This is a genomic window from Candidatus Binataceae bacterium, assembly GCA_035650475.1.
In the GTDB taxonomy this organism is placed as follows: domain Bacteria; phylum Desulfobacterota; class Binatia; order Binatales; family Binataceae; genus JAKAVN01.
Map to the genome: position 1 here is coordinate 338,977 of DASRHP010000009.1, position 20,681 is coordinate 359,657.

Here is a 20,681-nt window from a genome sequence, read left to right on the forward strand (position 1 = left end):
TCGCATAGTCTATCGCGCGCCGCAGTGCAATGCATCAAGGGGGCGGGAATCGACAGCCACCGGCCGGCTGAGCGCCCGGCCCGCCTTCTGTCCAGCCCGCCGATGACCGCCGGGCACGGGTTTCGTTGCCTGGCCGCCCCGCTCGGTTGCCATACCATTAGGCTTACACCTACAATTTGTGGCGCGGAGTACCTACAGATGGCAGAACCCCTGAGCTTCGAGGCGCTGGCGAGCCGCGAGTACGTCCTTTCGAGCGCGGAAAACTTCGTCCTCTACGTCTTGCTGGAGGCAGTCGCGCGCGGCGGCGCCGGCGCCGCCGGCGGTTCGCGCCTGCCGCTCAACCTGGGTGTGGTGATCGATCGCTCGGGCTCGATGTACGACGAGCGGCGGCTGGAATTCGTCGTCGAAGCGGTCAAGTTCCTCGCCGACAACGTCGCCCCGGAGGACAAGGTCGCGATCGTCGCCTTTGCCGATCGGGCCAAGGTGATCATCGCGCCCGACGAGATCCATGACAAGGGCGCCGTGCGCCGCGCGATCGATGACATCGACCTGCTCGAGATCGGCGGTGGCACGCAGATGGCGCTTGGGATGCGGGCGGCGATCGACGAGGTCAAGAAGAATCTCTCCACCGACCGTCTCAACCGCGTGCTGGTGCTGACCGACGGCCAGACCTATGAAGAGACCGCCTGTATCGACCTCGCCAACCAGAACCGCGATCAGATGTCGTTCTCGGCGATGGGCGTCGGTGTCGAGTTCAACGAGAAACTGCTGATGCGGATCGCGCAGGATTCGCACGGCAAATACCATTTCATCGGCGATCCCGCCGAGATTCCCGCCATCTTCGAAGACGAACTCCAGGGCCTGCGCGCGGTGACCGTGCGCAACGGTCGGATCGACATCACGCTCGCCCAAGGCGTGCAGGTGCGCGAGGCGTTTCGCGCCAGCCCCGAGATCTACGCCCTGGGTGCGCCGCTGGTCGGCGACGACCGCCGGGTCAGCTACGAGATCGGCGACCTCGAGGCCAACGTTCCCGGCTCGGTGCTGATGACGCTGGTGCTGCCGCCGCGCAAGCCCGGCACCGTGCGCATCCTGCAATCGACGCTGCGCTACGAGGTTCCTGGCGTCGGCGAGCAGAGCCTCGAACGCGACCTCACCGTGGAGTACACGCTCGACCGCACGCTCAGCGGCAAGGTCAACGCGCGGGTGATGAACCTGGTGGACCAGGTTTCGATCGCCAAGATGCAGGCGCGCGCCGAGGAAGAACTCAAGGCGGGCAACGTCGATCGCGCGACGCGGCTGCTGGGCAACGCCATCCAAGGCACTCAGCGGCTGGGCAACGTCAAGGCGACGCAGGCGCTGATGGGCCTGATGGACCAGGTCAAAAAGACCCAGACTTTGCAGACCAAGGCGGCCAAGACCACGCTGTTGCAGGCGCAAGCGGTGGTGCGCAAGACGCAGATGCTCGATCCGGAGGCGCTTAAAGATCTTTCCAAGTCCGACGGAGGGTGATTTAACCGCCCTAAGTGTCGGCCCAGAACCAGTCAGCCTAAGATGGCAATTCCAGACGGCGGTGCGGTGATGCCGGCCAGCGAGGTGCTTTGACGATGATCAAGTGCAGCGAATGCGGCTACGAAAATATTGACGGTCTCGATTACTGCGACGGATGTGGGGCCAAGCTCGAAGCGGCCGCCGCCGGCGCCGCGCCGGCCGGCAACAGTGGCGGGGCCGCCGCCGCTCCGCAGGAAGCTCCTGCGCCGCCTGCGAGCGCGGAGGCCGCCGCGCCGGCCCCAGGCGCGCCCGAGCCCACCGCGCCGCCACCCTCCGAGGCGCCCACCGGCGAGATTAAGCCGCAGCCCGAGACGGCGCCCGCGCCCGCCGCCTTTCGCGCCAAGCTGCAAATTATCCGCGGCGGACGCAAGGGACACGAGTTTCCGCTGGAGGACGGCAATAACCTGGTCGGGCGATGGGATCCCGAGACCGGCGCGTTTCCCGAGGTCGACCTCGACCAGGACGACCCCGAGGCCAAGATTTCGCGCAAGCATGCGCTTATTCGGATCGAAGGCGGTAAGATCACCATCGAGGACATCGGCAGTCTCAACGGCACCTACGTCAACCGCCAGCCGCGCCTGATGCCCGGCAATCCGGTGGAGATCAAAGCCGGCGACGAAATCATCATCGGCAAGACCTTCCTCAAGCTCATCGTCGAGCCGGTTTCCTAGGCGCGGGCGTGGCGGACGGCGCTGGGCGGCCGGATCGGTTGCCGCGCCTTCGGTGTCTCGGCGCCCGCCAGAATTGGTAGTGAAATGAAAGCGGGTGAGCAGCTTCCCGCAGGCCGGATGCTCGACGGTCGCTACCGCGTGCACAAGGTGCTCGGCCAGGGTGGGATGGGACGGGTCTATCTCGCCAACGACACCCGGCTCTCCAGTCGCCCGGTCGCCGTCAAGGAGATGATCATCGGCGACGGGATTGCCGAGAAGAAGGCGATCGAGGACTTCGCGCGCGAGGCGCGCGTACTCGCCGTGCTTTCCCATCCGGGCATCCCCAACGTCATCGACTACTTCGCCGAGAATAATCGCCACTACCTGGTGATGGAGTTCGTTGCTGGCGGCGATTTGCAGGGGATGCTCGACAAGCTCGGCCCCGGCGGCCGGCTGCCCGAGCCCAAGGTGCTGCGCTGGGCGCGCCAGATTCTCGATGTGCTCAGCTTCCTGCACGCGCAGGCGCCGCCGATCATCTACCGCGACCTCAAGCCCGGCAACATTATGATCGACAAGGACGGCCGCGCGATGCTCATCGACTTCGGCATCGCGCGCTTCCTGCCGCCGGGTGGCCGCGGGACTCAGATAGGCTCGGTCGGCTACGCCCCGCCTGAGCAGTACATGGGCAAGGTCGAGCCGCGCTCGGATCTCTACTCGCTTGCCGCCACGATGCATCATCTGCTCACCGGGCGCGACCCGCAGCTCGAGCCGCCGTTCAGCTTCCCGCCGCTGCGCGACCTCAACCCGGCCGTCTCGCTGAAGACGGCCGAGGTCGTAATGCGCGCGCTCGACAAGGACATCGAGAAGCGCCCGCGCTCGGCGCGCGACATGATGCATGAGCTGCCGGATCCGGGACAGGAGCCGAAGACCGCAGCTTCAAGCGGCATCGGCGCGGGTGCCGGTGCTAGCGCGGCAGCGCCGATCGCCTCAATGCCGACGGTCGTACTCGATCGCCCGCGACCGCCCGCGGCGGCTACGCCTCCCTCAACAGGCTCCGCGCCGGTGGTGCTGCCGGCCGCCACGCCCTCCGGAATGCGAGCGACACCGGCGTCCGGCGACAGAACCGATGCTGCGGCGCCGTCGTTAATAACGTCGATGCCGACGGTAGTGCTTAACCGGCCGGGGTCACCGCCCGCGCTTCCGCCGAGTCACGCGCCCGCGCGGATGCCGACGGTTGTGCCCGGGTCACCGCCCCCGATGCCCGCGGAGCAGGCGACGCCAGCGGCTTCCGCACCGTTGATGCCCGCGGCGGCCAAGGCGGCTAAGGTGCTCGCCCGCTCGGCCCGGGCGGTCGCCAAACGCGCGGCGTCTCGTCTCCAGGCGCAGCAGTCGTTATTCGCAAACAAGCCCGTCGCCACGCCCTCTTCGACCGCCAGGACGCAGGACTTGAGCCGCACGGGCCCGCCGCCCGCGTCGCGCTCGTCCTCTTCGTCCGCGCCACCGCCGACTCCGCGCTCTGCCTCCGGCGTGCCGGGCGTCTTTGCGCAAAAGGCCGACGTCGCACCGGCGCACCGCAACGGCGTCGCCGCCATCAACGTCAATCATGGAGCGGGCGTGGATGCGACTGTGGGCGCGGGCGCATGGCTGATCGCCAGTGGCAACTCGCCCCGTTTCGGCGTGGTCGGCAGCCGGACGGTGATCGGACGCGCGACGGCGGGACGGGAAGCGCCGGACATCGATTTGGGCATCCTCAAGAGCGGCGGCGATCGCGTCTCTTATCGCCACGCCGAGATAATCAAGCACGGTGCGGACTATTACATCCGCGATCTTGGCAGCCTCAATGGCACTTACATCACCGGCCGCGGCCGGCTTGGGCGCGACCAGCTTTACAAGCTCAAGGACCGTGACCAAATCGTGTGCGGAAGCGCTAAACTGGAGTTCAGGAAGAGCTAGGGCTGGCGGAAGGATCCAAGCGCAATGATCACGTGCCCGGAGTGCGGCCAGGCCGCGGCCGACGACGCCCGCTTCTGCGACCGTTGCGGCCAGGGATTAACCAAGTCCGCCGCTCCGAGGGCTGATTATGCGCTGTCCGCGCTTAATCCTGGCGCCGTGCTGCGCGCTGGCGAATTCCGCATCGTCGAGCTTATCGGCCGCACCGCGCTCGAAAACCGCTACCGCGCGGAGCGCCTGCGTGACGGCGCCGTAATCGGGCGCGTGCAACTGCGCGAGCGCTCCGGCCCCGCAGCGGCGGTCGAGGGGGCTGTCCCGTCCGCGCCGAGTCCCGGGGCCAACGGCAAGTCCGCCGACGAAGACCCCAGCGGACCGCGCGCCAAGACGGCGGAACTCAAGCGTCCGCCGCAGCCGGCCGGCGCGCCAGCGCCGTCGGCGCAACCGCAGCAAGGCGCGCCAACGGCTTCGGCGTGCGAGGAGAGCGGAGCGGGAGCGAGCGTCGGTGATCGCAACGGCTCCAGCGACGCTGTCGGCACGCTCCCGACGCCGGCGGGAGTCGCAGATGCCATCGAGGGCGGCGGCAACGAGATGGCACAGGCGCCGCTTGCCGCTCGCGGCTCGGCCGCGACCGAACCCCTTACGCTTAGCGAGGCGATGGCGGAGGTTGGCCAGGTACAGGTCGAGGCCGAAGCCACCGCGCCGCCGGCTGCCGTTTCAGAGAGAACGGAAGCGACGGTTTCCCCCGAGCCGCCAGAGGCGGCAGCGAGCGCAGCGCAAGCCGGCGCCGATCTGGGAGATCTGTTCGGGCGCGTGCTCGCACTTTCGCTCACCGTCAACCATCCAGCCTTCCAGCGCGCAAGCGAGGGCTTCGCGCAGAACGGCCGGGTTTATCTGGTCTGCCCGGACGAAGAATACACCGTGCTGGCGCATCGGCGCGGCGGTCTCAGAATGACCGAAAGCGAGGCGTTGAACGTCGCCATCCAGGTCTGCCAGGCGGTTTCCTTCCTCAATCGCCGCGCTCTGCGTCTCAACGATATCTGCCCGCAGTCGGTGGCTTGCGCGCCCGACGGACGGGTGAAGCTTTTAGGCCTCGATTACGTCAGCAACGATACCGAGCTCCAGGCCGAGCCGATCCTCAACGACGGCTACACGGCGCCGGAGATTTATCGCGGCAAGCGGGTGGACAAACGGGCGGACGTCTTTTCGATCGGAGCGTTGCTCTACAGCTGCCTGACCGGCGAACGCCTGGAGTCCGAGAGCTGGCGCGAAGAAGGGGGATTGATCCGCTTCTATCCGCCGCACGTGGTTTCGCCCGCGCTCGAACAGGCAGTGCGGCGCGCCCTGGCGTTCGACCCTGCGGGGCGCTGGCCGACCGTGGACGCGCTGAAGGCCGAGCTGGTCAGGCTTGGCGGGATACTGTCGATTCGTGCCGCAGCGTTGACCGACGTCGGGATGGTGCGCGAGCACAATGAAGATTCGGTGATGGCGGTCGAGTACGTGCGCCAGAGCCTGGTCGAGCCGGCCGAGCGCTACCTTTACGTGGTTGCCGACGGGATGGGCGGTGCGGAGGCGGGGGAAATTGCCAGCGCAATTGCCGTTGCGACAGTTCGGAATTATGTTGAGGACAGGATTTCAGGCGCGGAAGTCCACAATCCGGGGCAATTGGTGAGCGCGGCGCTCGAGGAGGCTAACCGCAAGATCATCGAGTACCAGGCCGCGCATCCCGAGTCCCGCGGCATGGGCTCGACCGCAGTGAGCGCGCTTATCGTGCCGCCCGAGGCGGCGGTGGCATGGGTGGGCGACAGCAGGGCTTACCTGTGGAACCTCTCCGGCTTGCGTCAGTTGACCCGCGACCATTCCCTGGTCCAGCGGCTAATCGAGATCGGACAGATCACACCCGAAGAGGCGCGCCATCACGAGCACAAGAACGTGATCACGCGCTCGCTGGGCGCCCGCCAAAGCGGGGCCGCGGGCGCCGAGGCGGTGGCGCTCAGGCTCAAGCGCGGCGACCGCCTGTTGCTGTGCAGCGACGGGCTGACGACGCACGTCGAGGACAAAGCGATAGCCGAGGTGATGCGCCGCCACGACGATCCGTACACGGCGGCGCGCGAGCTGGTGGTGGCGGCCAATGCGGGAGGTGGAACGGACAACGTCTCAGTTATCGTTGTGTTTGCTGACTGATGGCGAATTCCTCCACAACCGGCAACCTGCCAACCGAGGCACTTTCGCCCGGCACCGTTCTGCAAAACCGCTACGCGGTCGAGCGCCTGCTCGGCGGCGGCGGGATGGGGATGGTCTACCTGGCCCACGACCAGCGCCTGGCCAACCGGCCGTGCGCGGTCAAGGAGATGGTCGATCACTTCATCGACCCTCAGCAGCGCATCGAGGCCAACGAGTACTTCGCCCGCGAGGCCGACACGCTCGCCCAGCTCAAACACTCCGCGATCCCGGCGATTACCGACCGCTTCGACGACCATAACCGGCACTACCTGGTGATGGAGTACGTCGAGGGCCGCAACCTCGAAGAGGAACTGGCGGCCCGCGGCGGTCCGCTGCCCGAAGGGCTGGTGATCGATATCGCGCGCCAGCTGTGCGACGTGCTTGCCTATCTGCACGGATGCGTGCCGCCCATCGTGTACCGCGACATGAAGCCCTCCAACGTGATGCTGACGCCGAAGGGCAGGGTGGTGCTCATCGACTTCGGCATCGCACGCCTGTTCAAGACCGCGCGCAAGGGCACGATGATCGGCACGCTCGGCTTCGCGCCGCCCGAGCAGTATCAGGGCGCGGTCGACCCGCGCAGCGATATCTACTCGCTGGGCGCAACCCTGCATTACGTCCTCACCGCGCGCGACCCCGAGAAGTTCCCGCCTTTCAGTTTCCCTCCGGTGCGCGACCTGCGCCCGGAAACCTCAACCAACCTCGCCGCCGCCATCGACGCCGCGCTCGCCTACCAGGTCGAAGCGCGGCCGCAGACGATCCAGGACTTCCGCGACATGCTGCTGTACGGGCGCGGGATCGGTGCCGCGGCGGGCGCCGGAGCGCCCGCGGTCAGCGCGCGCGGCGGGACGGCAGACCTCTCGTTGCCGATGCCGGAGCCGGCGGAGACCCACGTCGCCCCGCACCATCGCCGTCGCCGCCGCAAGCATCGGCTGATCGCATTGGCCGCGTTTTCGGCGGTGATGGCAGGCGCGGCGTTCGGCGCGACCTACGTCTACAATAACCCCCAGCTTCAGGAGCGGCTCGGCGTAAAATCCTTCATCGACAGCCTGCCCTGGAAGATGCAGGAGCGTCTCGCCCGCGCCGAGCAGCATCCGCTCGACTTTCATCGCCTCACCCTTCAGCTCTCCACTCGTTCAGGGACTCCGCTAAGCGCGCCGCGGGCGAGCTTCACCAACGTCGAACTGTCGAACAACCGCTATCTGCAATGGGATGCTGCGTTCGCCAATCGCCTGGCCGGGCTCAAGGGCCGGAACGAAAAGGTCGAGGCGCGCTTCTACAGCCCCTCAGGGCTGCAAATCGCCTCCAGCAGCACCAGCCGTTTCGTCGGGCCGGGCGAGCAGAGCGCCGAGTTCAGCGGCGTGGCGCTGATGCCCGACCTGAGCGCGCTGTCGCCCGGCAATTACAAGGTCGGGCTGTATGTCAACGATCAGTTGGCGGCTGAGCAGGCGTTTACCGTCAACCGCGACGAGGCCGCGGTGGCCGCGGCCGCCGCCGCCGTGGAGGCTGAGAGAGCGCGCGAAGAGGCTGAGCAGCGCAGACAGCGCGAAGCGGCCCAGCGGCTGGCGATGCTCGATGAGCGCAAGCGTAAGCCGCTGCAATTGCTCAACATCGAGTTTCTCAACACCACCAAGTCGGGCACTCCGCTGAGCGGCCCCAGCGGGTCGTTCCCCGCCTCCAAGCTGCTCTTCGTCGATTGGCGGGTGACCTTCGAAAACCGCCTGTTCAACCTCGACACCGGGCAGTACCGGGTGGACGCCGCCTACATCGCGCCCGACGGACGCACGCTGGGCAGCGTGGACGATATCCGGATTGTCCCGCCGAGCGCGAAGACCGCGACGTTCAGCGGCCGGGTCGGCAATTCCGCCGGCGGCGCGTTTTTGCCCGGGCAATACACGGTCAACTTTTATCTCAACGGCCAGTACGTCGCGCAGAAAAAGTTCCGCGTGCTGGCCGATGCTCCGCGGTCTTACTCTCCCGTGCTCGGCACCGCGCCGCCCGCGCCCGGCGGTTCGATCGACGTGCCCACGCTAACCACCGGACGCATCGATGGGCTGGGCGGCGCGAGCAGCGTCCCGATGGAGTTGCGCTTGCGCCCGCAGCCCAACGGTTTCCTGCACGGCGAGTTGGTGATCCATCAGGCCGGCTACGGCGCTACGCCAATCCAGGGCTTCATCCGCGGCGACCATGTCGAGTTCCAGGTCCCATACGGGACCAAGACCTTGTACTTCGATGGGCGGCGCAGCGCCGACCAGCTCAGCGGCACCTTCTCCGCGATCCCGAGCGGCGAGCGCGGGACCTGGACCACAACCATGACCAACTGAGCGGCGCCGACTGTGCTGTACGGCAGCCGGCGGTACGATTTCACGCTCGGCGGCGGACAGGATGGCATCGTGCGCTTGAACCGCCGCGGCCGGCGCGCAATGCTCTAGACAGGCAGGCGGTATGGCCGTCAACGTTTCGCGCGAAAAGCTTCTGTTCTATGCGGCGGCGGGGGGCTTGGGCGGCTTTGCCGCCTGGGGAGTGCAGGAGTCATTCGCCGGCATCCGCTACTACTTCCTGCGCGACGCGGTCCAGGGCGTAATCATCGGGCTCTTCATCGCCGCCTTTCTCGCCTCGATCGAGGCGCTCAGCGTCAGCCAGTGGCGCCAGGTGCTGCGCGGCGCGAAGAGCGGCGCGATCTTCGGCGCGCTCGGCGGCGCCGCCGGCCTGGTCGGCGGCGAAATACTTTTCGACATTCTCCACGGACTGGTCGGGCGCGTCGTCGGATGGGCGCTGCTCGGCGTGGTCGTGGGACTGGGTGTCGGGTGGGCCTCCGGATCGGCGGCGCGCAAGCGCAACGGCGCGCTCGGCGGGCTCATCGGCGGCGCGCTCGGCGGGCTGTTCTACCAGACGCTCACCGCGAGCTTCCCGCAGGCGCTCGGACGCGCGATCGCGATAATCGTGCTCGGCGCGCTCATCGGCTTCTTCATCGGCCTGGTCGGCGAACTGCTCAAGCGCGGATGGCTGATGGTGGTCCGCAGCCAGAGCCGCAACGCGCGCGAGGGGCGCGAGTATCCGCTGACCAAGCCGGTCACGATCATCGGCCGCGCCGAGGAGAGCGATATCGGATTGTTCGGCGACCAGAGCGTGCTGGCGCATCATGCGATCATCCGCCGCGAAGGACGCAACTTCGTCGTGGCGCCTGCGGGCGGCGGCCAGGTGATGGTCAACCGCCGGCCGGTGGCCGGGCGTCAGGCCCTGCGCAGCGGCGACAGGCTCGAAGTCGGGGGAACGCTCTTCATCTTTCGCGAACGCGCGCAGGCGCAAGGCTGAGGCCATTCGGTGCAACCACGCGCCCTTCCCGCACGACTGCTCGCGGCTGCGCTCGCGGCCGCGGCGGCGGCGCTGACCGCGTGCGCGACGCGGGCGGTCCAGCAGGAAATCGCCAATACGCCTCCGACCTCGATCGAAACGCTTTCCTACTTTCCGTTTCTGGTGAAAGGCTATCAGAACAGCTACCCGCGCAAGCGGATTCTGGTGCTGATGCCGGTCGAGGCGCGTGATTTCAAAGACGCCGCCGGCCAGAGCCACGACCCGCAGGACGGCAATCCGGCGACCGGCATCGTACTTGGGCCCTCAGGGGAGGTCGTCCAGCGCATCTACAGCTCGCCGCTGGCCGCAATGGTGCAGCAGGCGATCGTGCAGTCGGCCGACGAGGCCGGGATGGTCGCGACGGCGTCCAGCGCGACACTGGAGGCCGCCCTCGAGCAGACGGGTGAGGACTACGTGCTCGCCAGCAAAATCACCCGATGCTGGGTGAACAAGCACGTAAGCACGAGCTCCGCCGCTCAGAGCTGGCTTACCACCGCCGACGCTGCGCTCGACGTCACCATCTACAAGCCGCCGTTCAACGTGCCGTTCTGGCAGGGCGTCAGCAGCGCGACCTACAGCGATCCCCCGGCAGACAACGGGTCCGGCACGGGCGATCAGGTGCCGATTTACGAACACCCCGGCGAGGTGCTCTCGGTTGCGATGACCCGTGCGGTGGCCGGGATTTTCAAGCGCGAGGCGCTCCACGCGCTGGTGCTTCAGGATACGATACGACCGCCTGCGGCGGCGAATTGAAGACCGCCAAAGACCCCCATCCTGGCGCTTTTTTTCCGCGCTTTTCCCGCCTGGAGCAAGCTGACGCATGGCACGCAATAAGTCTTGTCCAAATTTTGCTAATTGTTCTCTAAATTATCCCTGAATTGCACAAAGTAGTATCTTGTAATCCAACGAGCAAAATCCTAGACTTTGGTGCGCCATCAGACGGTCTGTTTTGCCTCGATGAGGGAAGCTATGAGCATCAAAAATAACTGCAATCGGGCCAGAGCGATGACGCTCGTCAGGATCGCTGCGCTCGCGACGATCATCTCGTTCATGGTGGTCGGGTTGTGGACATACGGGCCGCAGGGCTCGGTTGCCGCCTCGTCGGGACGTTCGGGACTGGTGCGCACGCACGTCAAGGATGTGGGCAAGGCGTGCATCGCGCCCAATGGCCCCTACGACAACGTATGGGTGACCATCACCGGCGTCCAAGCGCACATCGTGGGCCTCGGTTGGAAGAACCTGACGCCCAATATCATGCCGGGGCAGGCGATCCAGGTCGATCTGCTGGCCGAACCAAGCAACGAATGTTTCCTCGCGACGCTCGGAGTCAAAGACGGGCTGCCGGCGGGCAAGTACACCCAGTTGCGCGTCTTTCTCGCACCGAACAACGCCAGCGGCCTGACGCTGCTTGCGCCGAATACGGTCAATGCCTGCGATTCGGTCAAGGCATGGAATTGCGTGGTTGACGGCAACGGGACCCACGTCCTCAAACTCACCAGCGAGGCCAGGACCGGACTTAAGATTCCGTCGAGCCAGATCGCTCACGGCGGCCTCACGCTCAAGCCCGGACAGAACGCCGACATCGATGTCGACTTCAATGCGTGCAAGTCGATCGTCAGGGCCGGCGGGCCGCATAGCCATCACGGCGCCGGGCCGAAGTTCATCCTAAAGCCAGTGCTGCACGCCAACGAGATTGGTCTCAACGCGCTCATCGCAGGCACCGTCTATGAAGGCGCCGTCAGTGGCAACAACGTGATCGTGCCCACCGCGAACCCAACCGTAGTGCCCGGCGCGCAGGTATGGCTGGAGCAGCAGTCGGATACGTTCACGATCGGCGCTCCGGAGCCGACCAGTTCGCCTGCGCCGGAGATGGTCGAGAAGACCGAAGCGGTGGACATGACCGAAACCGACGCCAATGGCCGGTTCCAGTTCTGTCCGGCCGGGCCCGGACCCTACGAAGTGGTGGTCGATTCGGCGGGCCTGCCGAGTTCCGGCCTGCCGTCCAACGCGACGATTACGACCAACGTGGCGGGAGGCACCAGCGATCTCGCTATTCCGCTGTTGGCGGAGCCGTCGCCTACAGGCACGCCGGCCTTCGACTGGGCCAAGCTCGAGGGTGTGGTTTCTACCGACAGCACCACACAGGGCGAAAGCGTGACGTTGTGGGCATTGCAGCCGTTCGCCAACGCGAGCGCCCAGACGGTGCAGGCGCTGATCCCGATGTTCGACGCGACGCCGAACGGCACGATGCCAACGCCGGTGCCGCCGACGGTCACTACCGGCTCGAGTCCCACCGCGGCCAACTGCCCGGACATCGCCTCGCCGAGTTGCCCGGCCAACACCGACTGCGAGTGCTTCACGCTGGCGCTACCTGCGAGCAATCCGGTGGTGGGCGACGGGACGACCTACGCGACACCGGCGGCGACGCCGGCCGCCTACACGGTGGGCGCAGTAGTCAACACGGTTAGCGACAGCAACGGCACGCATAGCTGCTCGCCGTCGATGCTGGCGACGGATCCGAACAATCCGATCGACGTCACCGGCGGCGCGGCGACGGTGGCGCCGACGCCGACGCTGAGTTTCGTCAATTGCCAGTAGGCTTGTGAATGGTGCTGGGGGTCGAGCGCGTTACGCGCGCGACTCCCAGCGCCCAACCGCCAGAGACGGATGCGCCCGGCGCGCGCGGCGGGCATCCGCCGCGCGCGCCGGGCGCAGTGTCATTTGCGCGGGGCACGACCCTCGCGCCGACGGGCGCGCGGTCGTGCCCCGCGCTGACGCTACTTCTTGCCGCCCGCGCGCCGGCGCTCGCCCCGCGCGCGCGTAGCGCGCGCGGACGGCTTGCGCGCGCCGGCCTCGGTCGACGCGGCCGCTTCGATGGGCGCGCCGACCTGGGCGCCGTGCTCCTGCTCCACCCCCGCGCGCTTGGCCAGTGACGCCTTCAGCGCCGCCATCAGATCGATGACCTGGGCGCGGCGCGGTGTCTCGGGCGCCTCGGTCACCTGCTGGCCGGCGATCTTCTGCTGCGCCGCCTCCATCACGCGCTCACGGAAGGTGTCATGGTACTTCGTGAGATCGAGCTTCTTCGCTGTGAGCTCGTCGATCAGACGCTGCGCCAGCCGGAGCTCGCTTTCCTTGACCACCTCCTGGGTGCCGCGATCGATCTCTTCGACCGGCCGCACTTCGTCGGCGTAATAGACGGTGTGCATCATCAGACCTTTCTCGTACGGGCGAATCAGTACGAGGTGCTCCTTGCCGCGCATCGTGAAACGCCCCAGCGCGACGCGCCCGCTTGCTTCCATCGCCTCGGTCAGCAGACGGTAGGCCTTTGCCGAGCCCGGCTCGCATCCGAGATAGTAGGCGCTCTCGAAGTAGACCGGGTCGATTTGCGCGAGCGGCACGAATTCGGTGATCTCGATCACATGGTTGCTGCCGCGCGCTTCGAGATTCTTCAGCTCCTCGTCGGTGAAGGTCACGTAGCGGTCCTTGGCGACCTCGTAGCCGCGCACCAGTTCGCTGCGCTCGATTATCGCGCCCTCGACCGGACAGAAGATCTTCTGCTGGATCCGGCTCAGGTCCTTGGCGTGAAGCAGGTTGAAGCTCACCGACTTCGAGCGCGTCGCGGGGAACAGGCGCACCGGAATCGAAACCAGGCCGAACGAGATGTTGCCGTTGCCGACCGGACGTGCTGCCATCTGCGCTACCTCCCTTGCGGGCCCACGGGCACAGCTTACCGGCCCGGCGACAGCGCAGGCCATACCGTGGGACGGCGAAAAGGCGAATTTATGAGATCCAGCAGCCGCGGCGGAAGCCGACGCTGACGGCGAAAGCGAAGCGAAATCAGCATGCTCGAAGAGTACCATCGCAAGCGCAGCCCCCAACACACCCCGGAGCCGTTCAGTGGGTCGGCGCGCGTCGGCAGTTCCGGCGGCGGAATGTTCGTGGTTCAGAAGCATCACGCGCGCCGGCTCCATTACGACTTCCGTCTCGAGATGGAGGGCGTGTTGCGTTCATGGGCGGTGCCGCGTGGGCCGTCGCTCAATCCGGCTGACAAGCGGCTGGCCGTGATGGTCGAGGACCATCCGCTGGACTACGCGAACTTCGAGGGTGTGATTCCCGCTGGCAACTACGGCGCCGGGCCGGTCATCGTATGGGACCGCGGCGCGTACCGTGTAACCGATCCGCCCAACGACGCCGTCGGCGGCGTCCGCGCCGGCAAGCTCGACTTCGAGCTGCACGGCTTCAAGCTTCAAGGGGGGTACACGCTGGTGCGCACGCGCGGCGGCGGCGCGCGTGCGAGCGGCGACAAACCGCAATGGCTGCTGATAAAGAAGCGCGACGCCTTCGCCTCCGCCGAGGACGACGTCCTTGAGCGGCGCCCGCGCTCCGTACTGAGCGGACTTACGGTGGAGGAGATGCGCACCCCGGCCGCGCTCAGTGACGCTATCACGGCGGAACTCGAGCGTCTGCGCGCACCCGCGTTGAAGGCGCCGTTTGCGCCTAAGAGTTTCCCCTTCGGACTGGCCAGGCTGGAGCGCGAGCCCGTCAGCGGCACACAGTGGCTATACGAGTTGAAGTACGACGGCGTGCGCGCGCTTGCCTTGCGCGACGGCCGGAGTGTGCGCCTGGTCGGCCGCAGCGGCGCCGACTTCTCTGCCAGCTATCCGGAGGTCGTCCTCGCGCTCAGCGCGCTGCCCTGCGAGCGTTTCGTGGTCGACGGCGAGATAGTCACTCCGGGCGCCGACGGCCGGCCGAACTTCCAGCTTCTTCAGCGGCGAATCCAGGCGCGCGACCGCGACGAGATCGCGCGTCTGGCGCTGCTCGCGCCGGTACTCTACTATGCCTTCGACTTGATCGTCTTTGGTCGCTTCGACCTGCGCGGGCTTGCCCTCGAAGATCGCAAAGCGCTTCTGCGCCGTATGATCCAAGACGAGGGCCCGCTGCGCTATCTCGACCACCATCTCGGCGACGGACGCGCGTTTTACGACGCCGTATGCGCGGCCGGTCTCGAAGGCGTGGTAGCCAAGCTGCGCACGGCCGCCTATCCGTCGGGGCGGACCGGCGCGTGGCTCAAGATCAAGTGTCCGACGGTCGGACGTTTCGTTATCGGTGGATGGACCGAGCCGGGCGGCGCGCGCGCGCACTTCGGAGCGCTGTTGCTGGGGCAATACGAAGCACCGGGGGTTTTGCGCTTTGTCGGCCGGGTCGGCACCGGCTTCGACGAGGACGCGCTGCGCGCGCTGAGCGCGAAGATGCGTGCTTTCGCGGTGGACGCCTCGCCGTTTCGTCGCCCGCGCGCGGGTGAACCGGTGCCGCCGCGCGGCGCGCACTATTGCACGCCCGCGATGGTATGCGAGGTGAGATTCTCGGAATGGACCGACGACGGCGCACTGCGCCATCCGAGCTTCATCGCGCTCGCCGAGGATGCCAATCCGACGCAGTGCGTATATCAGGGTCCGCGCGCCGCCGGCTCTGATGGCGCTCGCGCCAAGCCCTCGCGGCAGACCCAGACTGCTCTCTCAGACATAGAGAGCCGCCCGTCGAACCCCATCCGCAACCTCCCCAACGATTCCCGCAGGGAGCGGACCAAGGCTTCACCGCGCGGGGGCGGCGTTCCCGCCGAAACGCGACGCGTCAAAGTCACCCATCCCGACAAGGTCTTCTGGCCCACCGAGGGCTACACCAAGGGCGAGCTGATTTCCTACTACGAGGCGATCGCGCCGTGGATGCTTCCGTATCTGAAAGACCGCCCAGTAGTGCTCACGCGTTATCCGGATGGGATCGCGGGCAAGAGTTTCTTTCAGAAGGATGCGCCCGACTATGCACCGGGGTGGATCCGCCGCGCGCGTATCTACTCCGAGGATTCCCGGCGCGAGATCAGCTTCTTCATCCTCGACAGCGCCGAGGCGCTCGCTTATGTCGCCAACCTCGGCGCGATCCCGATCCACATCTGGTCTTCGCGCGTGCCGACGCTCGACAGTCCGGACTGGCTATTGTTCGATATCGACCCGAAGGGTTCGACCACAGCGCAGGCGGTGCGTGTAGCGCTCGCCACCGGCGCGGTGCTGCGCGCGGTCGGGATGCGCCCGTACGTGAAGACGTCGGGGCAGGCGGGCTTGCACGTGATGGTCGGGCTCAGGCCCGGCTATTCGTACGCGCAGGCGCGGATGTTTTCCGAGTTGGTGGCACGGCTGGTCCTCGAGCGTCTGCCAGGCGCGGCGACGCTCGAGCGCGAGGTCGGCGCGCGCGCCGGCAAAGTGTATATCGACTACCTCCAGCTCGGCGAGGGCAAGACGATCGCGGCTCCCTTCTCTGCGCGGCCATACCCGGGTGCCCCGGTTTCGGCACCGCTGCGATGGAACGAGCTCAAGATGAATCTCAATCCCGCCCGGTTCAACATCAAGACCATGCCGGCGCGCATGAAGCGGCAGGGCACCGATCCTTTTCTCGGCGTGCTGAACGATCCGCAGGAGCTCGAGCCTGCGCTGGCGAAGGTCGAGTCAGTGCTGCATCCGGGTTAAAACTGATGCCGCTCAGCGGCTTCGGGCCCGCGCTCCCGCTTACTGCTCAAGCAACTTGTGCAGGGATTCGAGCTCGCGGCGGACTTCAGCGATCGTGCGCAGCATCGCCGCGTTGCCATCTGCGCGCGCGCTCGCCGCAGGCGTTGGCGCGGGCGCCGATTGCGCGGCGGCCGCCGGCCGGGTGACCATCGCGCTCTCCAGTCCGACCTCGCGGATGTATTTCCTGGCGCCCTCGATGGTGAAGCGCTCTTCGTGGAGCAGGCGCTTGATCAGCCGCAGCGTTTCGATGTCCTTGTCGGAGTAGAAGCGATGCCGCGAGCGAGCATGCCGCGGGCGCAGGAAGGGGAACTGGGTCTCCCAGAAGCGCAGCACATACGCCTCGACCCCGAGCAGCGCCGCCGCCTCGCCGATCTTGAGCAGGCGCTCCCCGACGGCGCCGGCCGCCGCAGGGCGCGGAGTCTTGGCGCGCGCCGGGCGCGCGGGATGGGCGGAGCGACTCACTGCGAGCGCTTATGGACGCCGTTGGCGATCAGGTCTTTGAGCACCTGGCTCGGCCTGAAGGATAGCACGCGGCGGGAGTCGATGATGATAGCGGCGCCGGTCTGCGGATTGCGCCCCCGCCGGGCCTGCTTGTGGTTGACCACGAAGCTGCCGAAGCCGGACAGCTTGACTTTGTCGCCGCGGCGCAAGCTGTCCTCGATGATTTGGAAGACCTCCTCCACGATCTCGCAGGCTTCCTTTTTTGACCAGCCCACGCGCTCGTAGATCAGGTCCACGAGATCGGCCTTGGTCATGTCTTGCGGAGTGAACCCCCAAGCCGCTCCCCCGGAGCGAGATTTTACTGCCGCAACTCCGCCCCCAGCCGCAGCCGCGCCGCCTCCACCACCCTACCGTGGGCGCGATTCACCTCCTCGTCAGTCAGCGTGCGATCCCTGGCCCGGTAGCGGCAGGCGAGCGCCACGCTCTTGCGCCCGGGCGCGATCGACTCTCCCTCGTAAATGTCGAATACTTCGACGCTTTCGAGCCACGGCGAATCGGTCTCGCGAACCGCAGCCACTACTTCGGCCGCCGGCAAAGCGCGATCCACCACCAGTGCCAAATCGCGCCGGACAGCGGGGAATCGCGGTGGAGCGACAACCACTAGGCGCGGCTGAGAACCGTAAGCCATCAGCAGTGCTAAGTCAAGTTCAGTAAGCGCGCATGGATGACTAAGTTCGAGTCGTATCGCTTCCGCCGGATGCAACTCGCCCACGCATCCGGCCAACTTGCCGTCGAGCATCACCCGCGCCGAACGTCCCGGATGCAGAAAGCGATGCTCAGTCTGGCCCGGCGGGGCGAAGGCGACGCGTGCGCTCAGCCCGAGCGCGCTCAGCCACTGTTCGAGCACGCCCTTGAGCGTCCAGAAACCCGCCATCACGGGTGGTTGCCCCACCGTGCCCATCGCGTACTCGCCGTAGCTGAGCGCGGCCAGGCGCTGATGCTCGCTGGGCGCGCCAGCCTCGAGCGCGAACACTTTACCAATTTCAAAGCCGTGGAAGGCCGTCGCCTGACGGTTGAGGTTGAAGCGCAGCGCGCCGAGCAGTCCGGGTAGGAGGCTTAAGCGCAGCTCGCTCAGCTCGGCCGAGAGCGGATTGTCAACCCGCACCGCTTTCCCACTGAGCCCCGGATAGCGCTGGTTGTCGGAGGGCGCGACGAAGGCGATGGTTTTGACCTCGGTCAGCCCAGCGCCGATCATCAGCTCGCGCGCCGCGCGGTGAAAGCTGCGGTTCGGATTCGGAGCGGCGGGAAGAGCGGCGCGCTCGGGCACGATCGCGGGGATTTCGGCGAGCCCGCGCAGGCGCGCCACCTCTTCAGCGAGGTCGGCGGTTTCGTTCAGATCGGGACGGAACGTCGGCGGGGTGACGATAAGCCGCCGCCCGCCCGCCGCTTTGACCTCGGCACCCAGCGCGCGCAGGCGCTCGCGCACCTCGTTGGCGGGCAGCGCGACGCCGAGCAGCGCGGCGAGCGCGTCAACCTCAAGCTCGATCTGCCGCTCGGCCATCGGGCGCGGTTCGGCGACCGCCGGTGGACCGGCAACCTTGCCGCCCGCAGTACGCACGATAAGCTCCGCCGCGCGTGCGAGCGCGCGCAGCTGCCCCGCGCGGTCGATCGCGCGCTCGAAGCGATAGCTCGCCTCGCTGCGCAGGCCCATCCGGCGCGCCGTGCGCGCCACCGTCATCGGTTCGAAGTAGGCGCTTTCGAGCACGAGCTCCGTGGTCGAGTCGCTGACCTCGGAGTTGAGCCCGCCCATGACGCCGGCGATGGCCAGCGGCTTTTCGGGATCCGCTATCAACAGGTCGGCGGGAGCGAGTTCACGCCGGACGTTGTCGAGGGTGACGAAGTCGCGGTCGAGCGCGCCGCCGGGCGCCTGGTCGGCGCGGCGGACCACGATCCGGTCTTGGGCAATGCGCGTGCGGTCGAAGGCGTGCAGCGGCTGTCCCAGCTCGAGCATCACGTAGTTGGTGACGTCGACCACGTTGTTCAGTGCCCGCATCCCGCACAGCTCCAGCCGCCGGCGCATCCAGATCGGCGAGGGGCCAATTTTCACTCCGCTGATCGGCAGCCCTGCGTAATGCGGGCAGAGCTCGGGCGCAAGAATTTCGACGCGCAATCCGGAGGAGTTGTTTCCCGTCCCGCTGCCCGAGCGCGTGCGCGGCTTGAGCAGCGCGCCTTTGATCGCCGGCGGTGTCAGCTTCAGGCCGAAGAGCGCGGCGACTTCGCGCGCGAGCCCGAGGACCGACAGGCAGTCGCCGCGGTTGGGCGTGATCGCGATATCGAGCACGGTGTCGTCAACGCGCAGATACGCGGCCAGCTCGACGCCGAGCGGCGCATCGTCGGGCAGCGCGAGGATTCCCGTATGATCGTCGGAAAATCCCAGCTCGCGCTCCGAGCAGAGCATCCCTTCCGAGCGCACGCCGCGAATCACCGCGGCCTGAAGCGGCGCCACCTCTTCCAGACGTTGCGCGCGCGGCCCGCTGCCGTGGCCGGCGCCGCTGAGCCGCGCGCCGACCCGCGCGAACGCCGCCATCATCCCGCTGCGCACGTTGGGCGCGCCGCATACCACGCTGAAACGGCCGACCGCGCCGGCGTCAACGTCGCACAGGCTCAGGCGGTCGGCGTTGGGATGGCGCTCGGCTTTGAGCACCCGCGCGACGACGACGTCGCTGAAGCCTGGCGCGAGCTTCTCGACACTCTCGACCTCCAGCCCAGCCAGCGTCAGGCGCGTGCACAGCTCGTCGACGTCGGCCTCCAAGGGGACGAATTCGCCCAGCCAACTCAGCGCAAGCTTCATGACAATCGCTCGACGAAGGAGGGAAACTGGCCCAAAAAGCGCAGGTCGTTTTCAAAGAACAACCGCATGTCATCGACCCCGAGCTTGAGCAGCGCCGTGCGTTCGACCCCCATCCCGAAAGCAAAGCCCTGGTACTCGGCGGGGTCGTAGCCGACCGCGCGCAGGACGTTGGGATGGATCATTCCGGAGCCCAGGATTTCGGTCCATCCGGTCTGCTTGCACACCCGGCATCCCGCGCCCGCGCACAACAGGCAAGAGATATCGACCTCGGCACTCGGCTCGGTGAAGGGAAAGAAGCTGGCGCGAAAGCGCACCGCGGTTTCTGCGCCGAAGAAGGCGCGCGCGAACTCGGTCAGCACGCCCTTAAGATGGGCCATCGTAACCCGCCCCGCACGGTCCACCATGAAGCCCTCGATCTGGCTGAACATCGGTGAGGCGCGCACGCTCAGCTCGTCGCGCCGGTAGCAGTTGCCTGGGCAGACCACGGCGAGCGGCGGCTTGCGGCTCTGCATCACGCGGATCTGGCCGTTGGAGGTATGGGTGCGCAAGAGCATCCCGCCCGGCAGGAAAAAGGTGTCTTGCATCTCGCGCGCCGGATGGTCGGGCGGAAAGTTGAGCGCCTCGAAGTTGTGAAAGTCGTCCTCGACATCCTGGGTGGCGGCGACCTCGAAGCCCATCGAGGCGAAGATGTCGAGCATCTGCTCCATCGCGAGGGTTATCGGATGGAGCCGGCCGCGCGGGATGCGCGCGCCGGGCAACGTGATGTCCAGGCGCGCCTCGTTGAGCGAGCGCTCCAGCGCCTGCGCGCGGATCCGCTCTTGGAGGACTTCGAGGCGCTGCTCGAGCTCGCGCTTGACCTGATTGATAAGCTGGCCGATTGCGGGGCGCTCGGGCGCCGGCACCTCGCGCATCCGCCGCATCAGCTCGGTGAGCTGGCCGGCGCGGCCGAGCACGCGCACGCGCACGGCCTCGATCTGTTCGGGGCCGGCATCGTCGCCCAGCTCGGCCATCGCGGCCGTGCGGATCGCCTCGATCTCTGCCTTCATCCTCTACCCCCGCGGCGATGGCGCGCGCCAAATAAAAGACCATGTGGCACGCCACATGGTCTTC

General features: G+C 67.1%; 14 protein-coding genes. 9 read left to right on the forward strand and 5 right to left on the reverse strand.

Features of this window, described 5'->3' with window-relative positions; all coding sequences use genetic code 11:
* The first annotated feature begins 198 nt into the window (after nucleotides 1–198).
* The 8 genes from VFB33_07850 to VFB33_07885 all read left to right on the forward strand — a co-directional run bounded on the left by VFB33_07850 (nucleotide 199) and on the right by VFB33_07885 (nucleotide 12,320).
* Nucleotides 199–1,509: a VWA domain-containing protein gene (locus tag VFB33_07850; GenBank protein HZO81597.1), complete on the forward strand. Its 1,311-nt coding sequence runs from the start codon at nucleotides 199–201 to the stop codon at nucleotides 1,507–1,509.
* Between the two features lie 95 nt (nucleotides 1,510–1,604).
* Complete coding sequence (locus tag VFB33_07855; GenBank protein ID HZO81598.1) at nucleotides 1,605–2,219, forward strand: FHA domain-containing protein; 615 nt, start codon at nucleotides 1,605–1,607, stop codon at nucleotides 2,217–2,219.
* Nucleotides 2,220–2,303: 84 nt separating this feature from the next.
* Nucleotides 2,304–4,151, forward strand: a complete 1,848-nt coding sequence (locus tag VFB33_07860; protein HZO81599.1) for a protein kinase — start codon at nucleotides 2,304–2,306, stop codon at nucleotides 4,149–4,151.
* Between the two features lie 24 nt (nucleotides 4,152–4,175).
* The gene (locus VFB33_07865) at nucleotides 4,176–6,329 is read left to right on the forward strand and encodes a Stp1/IreP family PP2C-type Ser/Thr phosphatase (protein ID HZO81600.1); all 2,154 of its coding nucleotides are present in this window, start codon (nucleotides 4,176–4,178) and stop codon (nucleotides 6,327–6,329) included.
* A complete protein-coding gene (locus VFB33_07870) occupies nucleotides 6,329–8,692 on the forward strand; it encodes a serine/threonine-protein kinase (protein ID HZO81601.1) in 2,364 nt (787 codons plus the stop codon). The genes VFB33_07865 and VFB33_07870 overlap by 1 nt, the downstream gene beginning before the upstream one ends.
* Nucleotides 8,693–8,813: 121 nt before the next feature.
* The gene (locus VFB33_07875) at nucleotides 8,814–9,683 is read left to right on the forward strand and encodes an FHA domain-containing protein (GenBank protein ID HZO81602.1); all 870 of its coding nucleotides are present in this window, start codon (nucleotides 8,814–8,816) and stop codon (nucleotides 9,681–9,683) included.
* Nucleotides 9,684–9,692: 9 nt separating this feature from the next.
* Complete coding sequence (locus VFB33_07880; protein HZO81603.1) at nucleotides 9,693–10,475, forward strand: hypothetical protein; 783 nt, start codon at nucleotides 9,693–9,695, stop codon at nucleotides 10,473–10,475.
* 216 nt (nucleotides 10,476–10,691) lie between these two features.
* Complete coding sequence (locus tag VFB33_07885; protein ID HZO81604.1) at nucleotides 10,692–12,320, forward strand: DUF4382 domain-containing protein; 1,629 nt, start codon at nucleotides 10,692–10,694, stop codon at nucleotides 12,318–12,320.
* A gap of 179 nt (nucleotides 12,321–12,499) precedes the next feature.
* Here VFB33_07885 and VFB33_07890 read toward each other — a convergent pair whose 3' ends face one another.
* Nucleotides 12,500–13,414, reverse strand: a complete 915-nt coding sequence (locus VFB33_07890) for a Ku protein (GenBank protein ID HZO81605.1) — start codon at nucleotides 13,412–13,414, stop codon at nucleotides 12,500–12,502.
* Nucleotides 13,415–13,564: 150 nt separating this feature from the next.
* Between VFB33_07890 and ligD the strand changes: the two genes are divergently transcribed.
* Nucleotides 13,565–16,240, forward strand: coding sequence for a DNA ligase D (gene ligD / locus VFB33_07895; GenBank protein ID HZO81606.1), 2,676 nt, complete (start codon nucleotides 13,565–13,567; stop codon nucleotides 16,238–16,240).
* 39 nt (nucleotides 16,241–16,279) lie between these two features.
* Here ligD and VFB33_07900 read toward each other — a convergent pair whose 3' ends face one another.
* The 4 genes from VFB33_07900 to VFB33_07915 are packed head-to-tail and all read right to left on the reverse strand — an operon-like array spanning nucleotide 16,280 to nucleotide 20,617.
* Nucleotides 16,280–16,741 (reverse strand): MerR family transcriptional regulator, encoded by a 462-nt coding sequence (locus VFB33_07900; protein HZO81607.1) that lies wholly within the window; start codon nucleotides 16,739–16,741, stop codon nucleotides 16,280–16,282.
* Complete coding sequence (locus VFB33_07905; protein ID HZO81608.1) at nucleotides 16,738–17,034, reverse strand: integration host factor subunit alpha; 297 nt, start codon at nucleotides 17,032–17,034, stop codon at nucleotides 16,738–16,740. Before VFB33_07905 ends, VFB33_07900 begins: the two co-directional genes overlap by 4 nt.
* Nucleotides 17,035–17,078: 44 nt before the next feature.
* Complete coding sequence (gene pheT / locus VFB33_07910; GenBank protein HZO81609.1) at nucleotides 17,079–19,571, reverse strand: phenylalanine--tRNA ligase subunit beta; 2,493 nt, start codon at nucleotides 19,569–19,571, stop codon at nucleotides 17,079–17,081.
* Nucleotides 19,568–20,617 (reverse strand): phenylalanine--tRNA ligase subunit alpha, encoded by a 1,050-nt coding sequence (locus tag VFB33_07915; protein HZO81610.1) that lies wholly within the window; start codon nucleotides 20,615–20,617, stop codon nucleotides 19,568–19,570. Before VFB33_07915 ends, pheT begins: the two co-directional genes overlap by 4 nt.
* Nucleotides 20,618–20,681 lie beyond the last annotated feature (64 nt).

What these genes read in the sequence shown, in the direction of transcription:
- VFB33_07890 (HZO81605.1), bottom strand. Translation starts at nt 13,414, where the DNA reads ATGGCAGCACGTCCGGTCGGCAACGGCAACATCTCGTTCGGCCTGGTT.
- VFB33_07870 (HZO81601.1), top strand. Translation starts at nt 6,329, where the DNA reads ATGGCGAATTCCTCCACAACCGGCAACCTGCCAACCGAGGCACTTTCG.
- VFB33_07865 (HZO81600.1), top strand. Translation starts at nt 4,176, where the DNA reads ATGATCACGTGCCCGGAGTGCGGCCAGGCCGCGGCCGACGACGCCCGC.
- VFB33_07850 (HZO81597.1), top strand. Translation starts at nt 199, where the DNA reads ATGGCAGAACCCCTGAGCTTCGAGGCGCTGGCGAGCCGCGAGTACGTC.
- VFB33_07860 (HZO81599.1), top strand. Translation starts at nt 2,304, where the DNA reads ATGAAAGCGGGTGAGCAGCTTCCCGCAGGCCGGATGCTCGACGGTCGC.
- VFB33_07905 (HZO81608.1), bottom strand. Translation starts at nt 17,034, where the DNA reads ATGACCAAGGCCGATCTCGTGGACCTGATCTACGAGCGCGTGGGCTGG.
- VFB33_07855 (HZO81598.1), top strand. Translation starts at nt 1,605, where the DNA reads ATGATCAAGTGCAGCGAATGCGGCTACGAAAATATTGACGGTCTCGAT.
- VFB33_07885 (HZO81604.1), top strand. Translation starts at nt 10,692, where the DNA reads ATGAGCATCAAAAATAACTGCAATCGGGCCAGAGCGATGACGCTCGTC.
- pheT (HZO81609.1), bottom strand. Translation starts at nt 19,571, where the DNA reads ATGAAGCTTGCGCTGAGTTGGCTGGGCGAATTCGTCCCCTTGGAGGCC.
- ligD (HZO81606.1), top strand. Translation starts at nt 13,565, where the DNA reads ATGCTCGAAGAGTACCATCGCAAGCGCAGCCCCCAACACACCCCGGAG.
- VFB33_07875 (HZO81602.1), top strand. Translation starts at nt 8,814, where the DNA reads ATGGCCGTCAACGTTTCGCGCGAAAAGCTTCTGTTCTATGCGGCGGCG.
- VFB33_07915 (HZO81610.1), bottom strand. Translation starts at nt 20,617, where the DNA reads ATGAAGGCAGAGATCGAGGCGATCCGCACGGCCGCGATGGCCGAGCTG.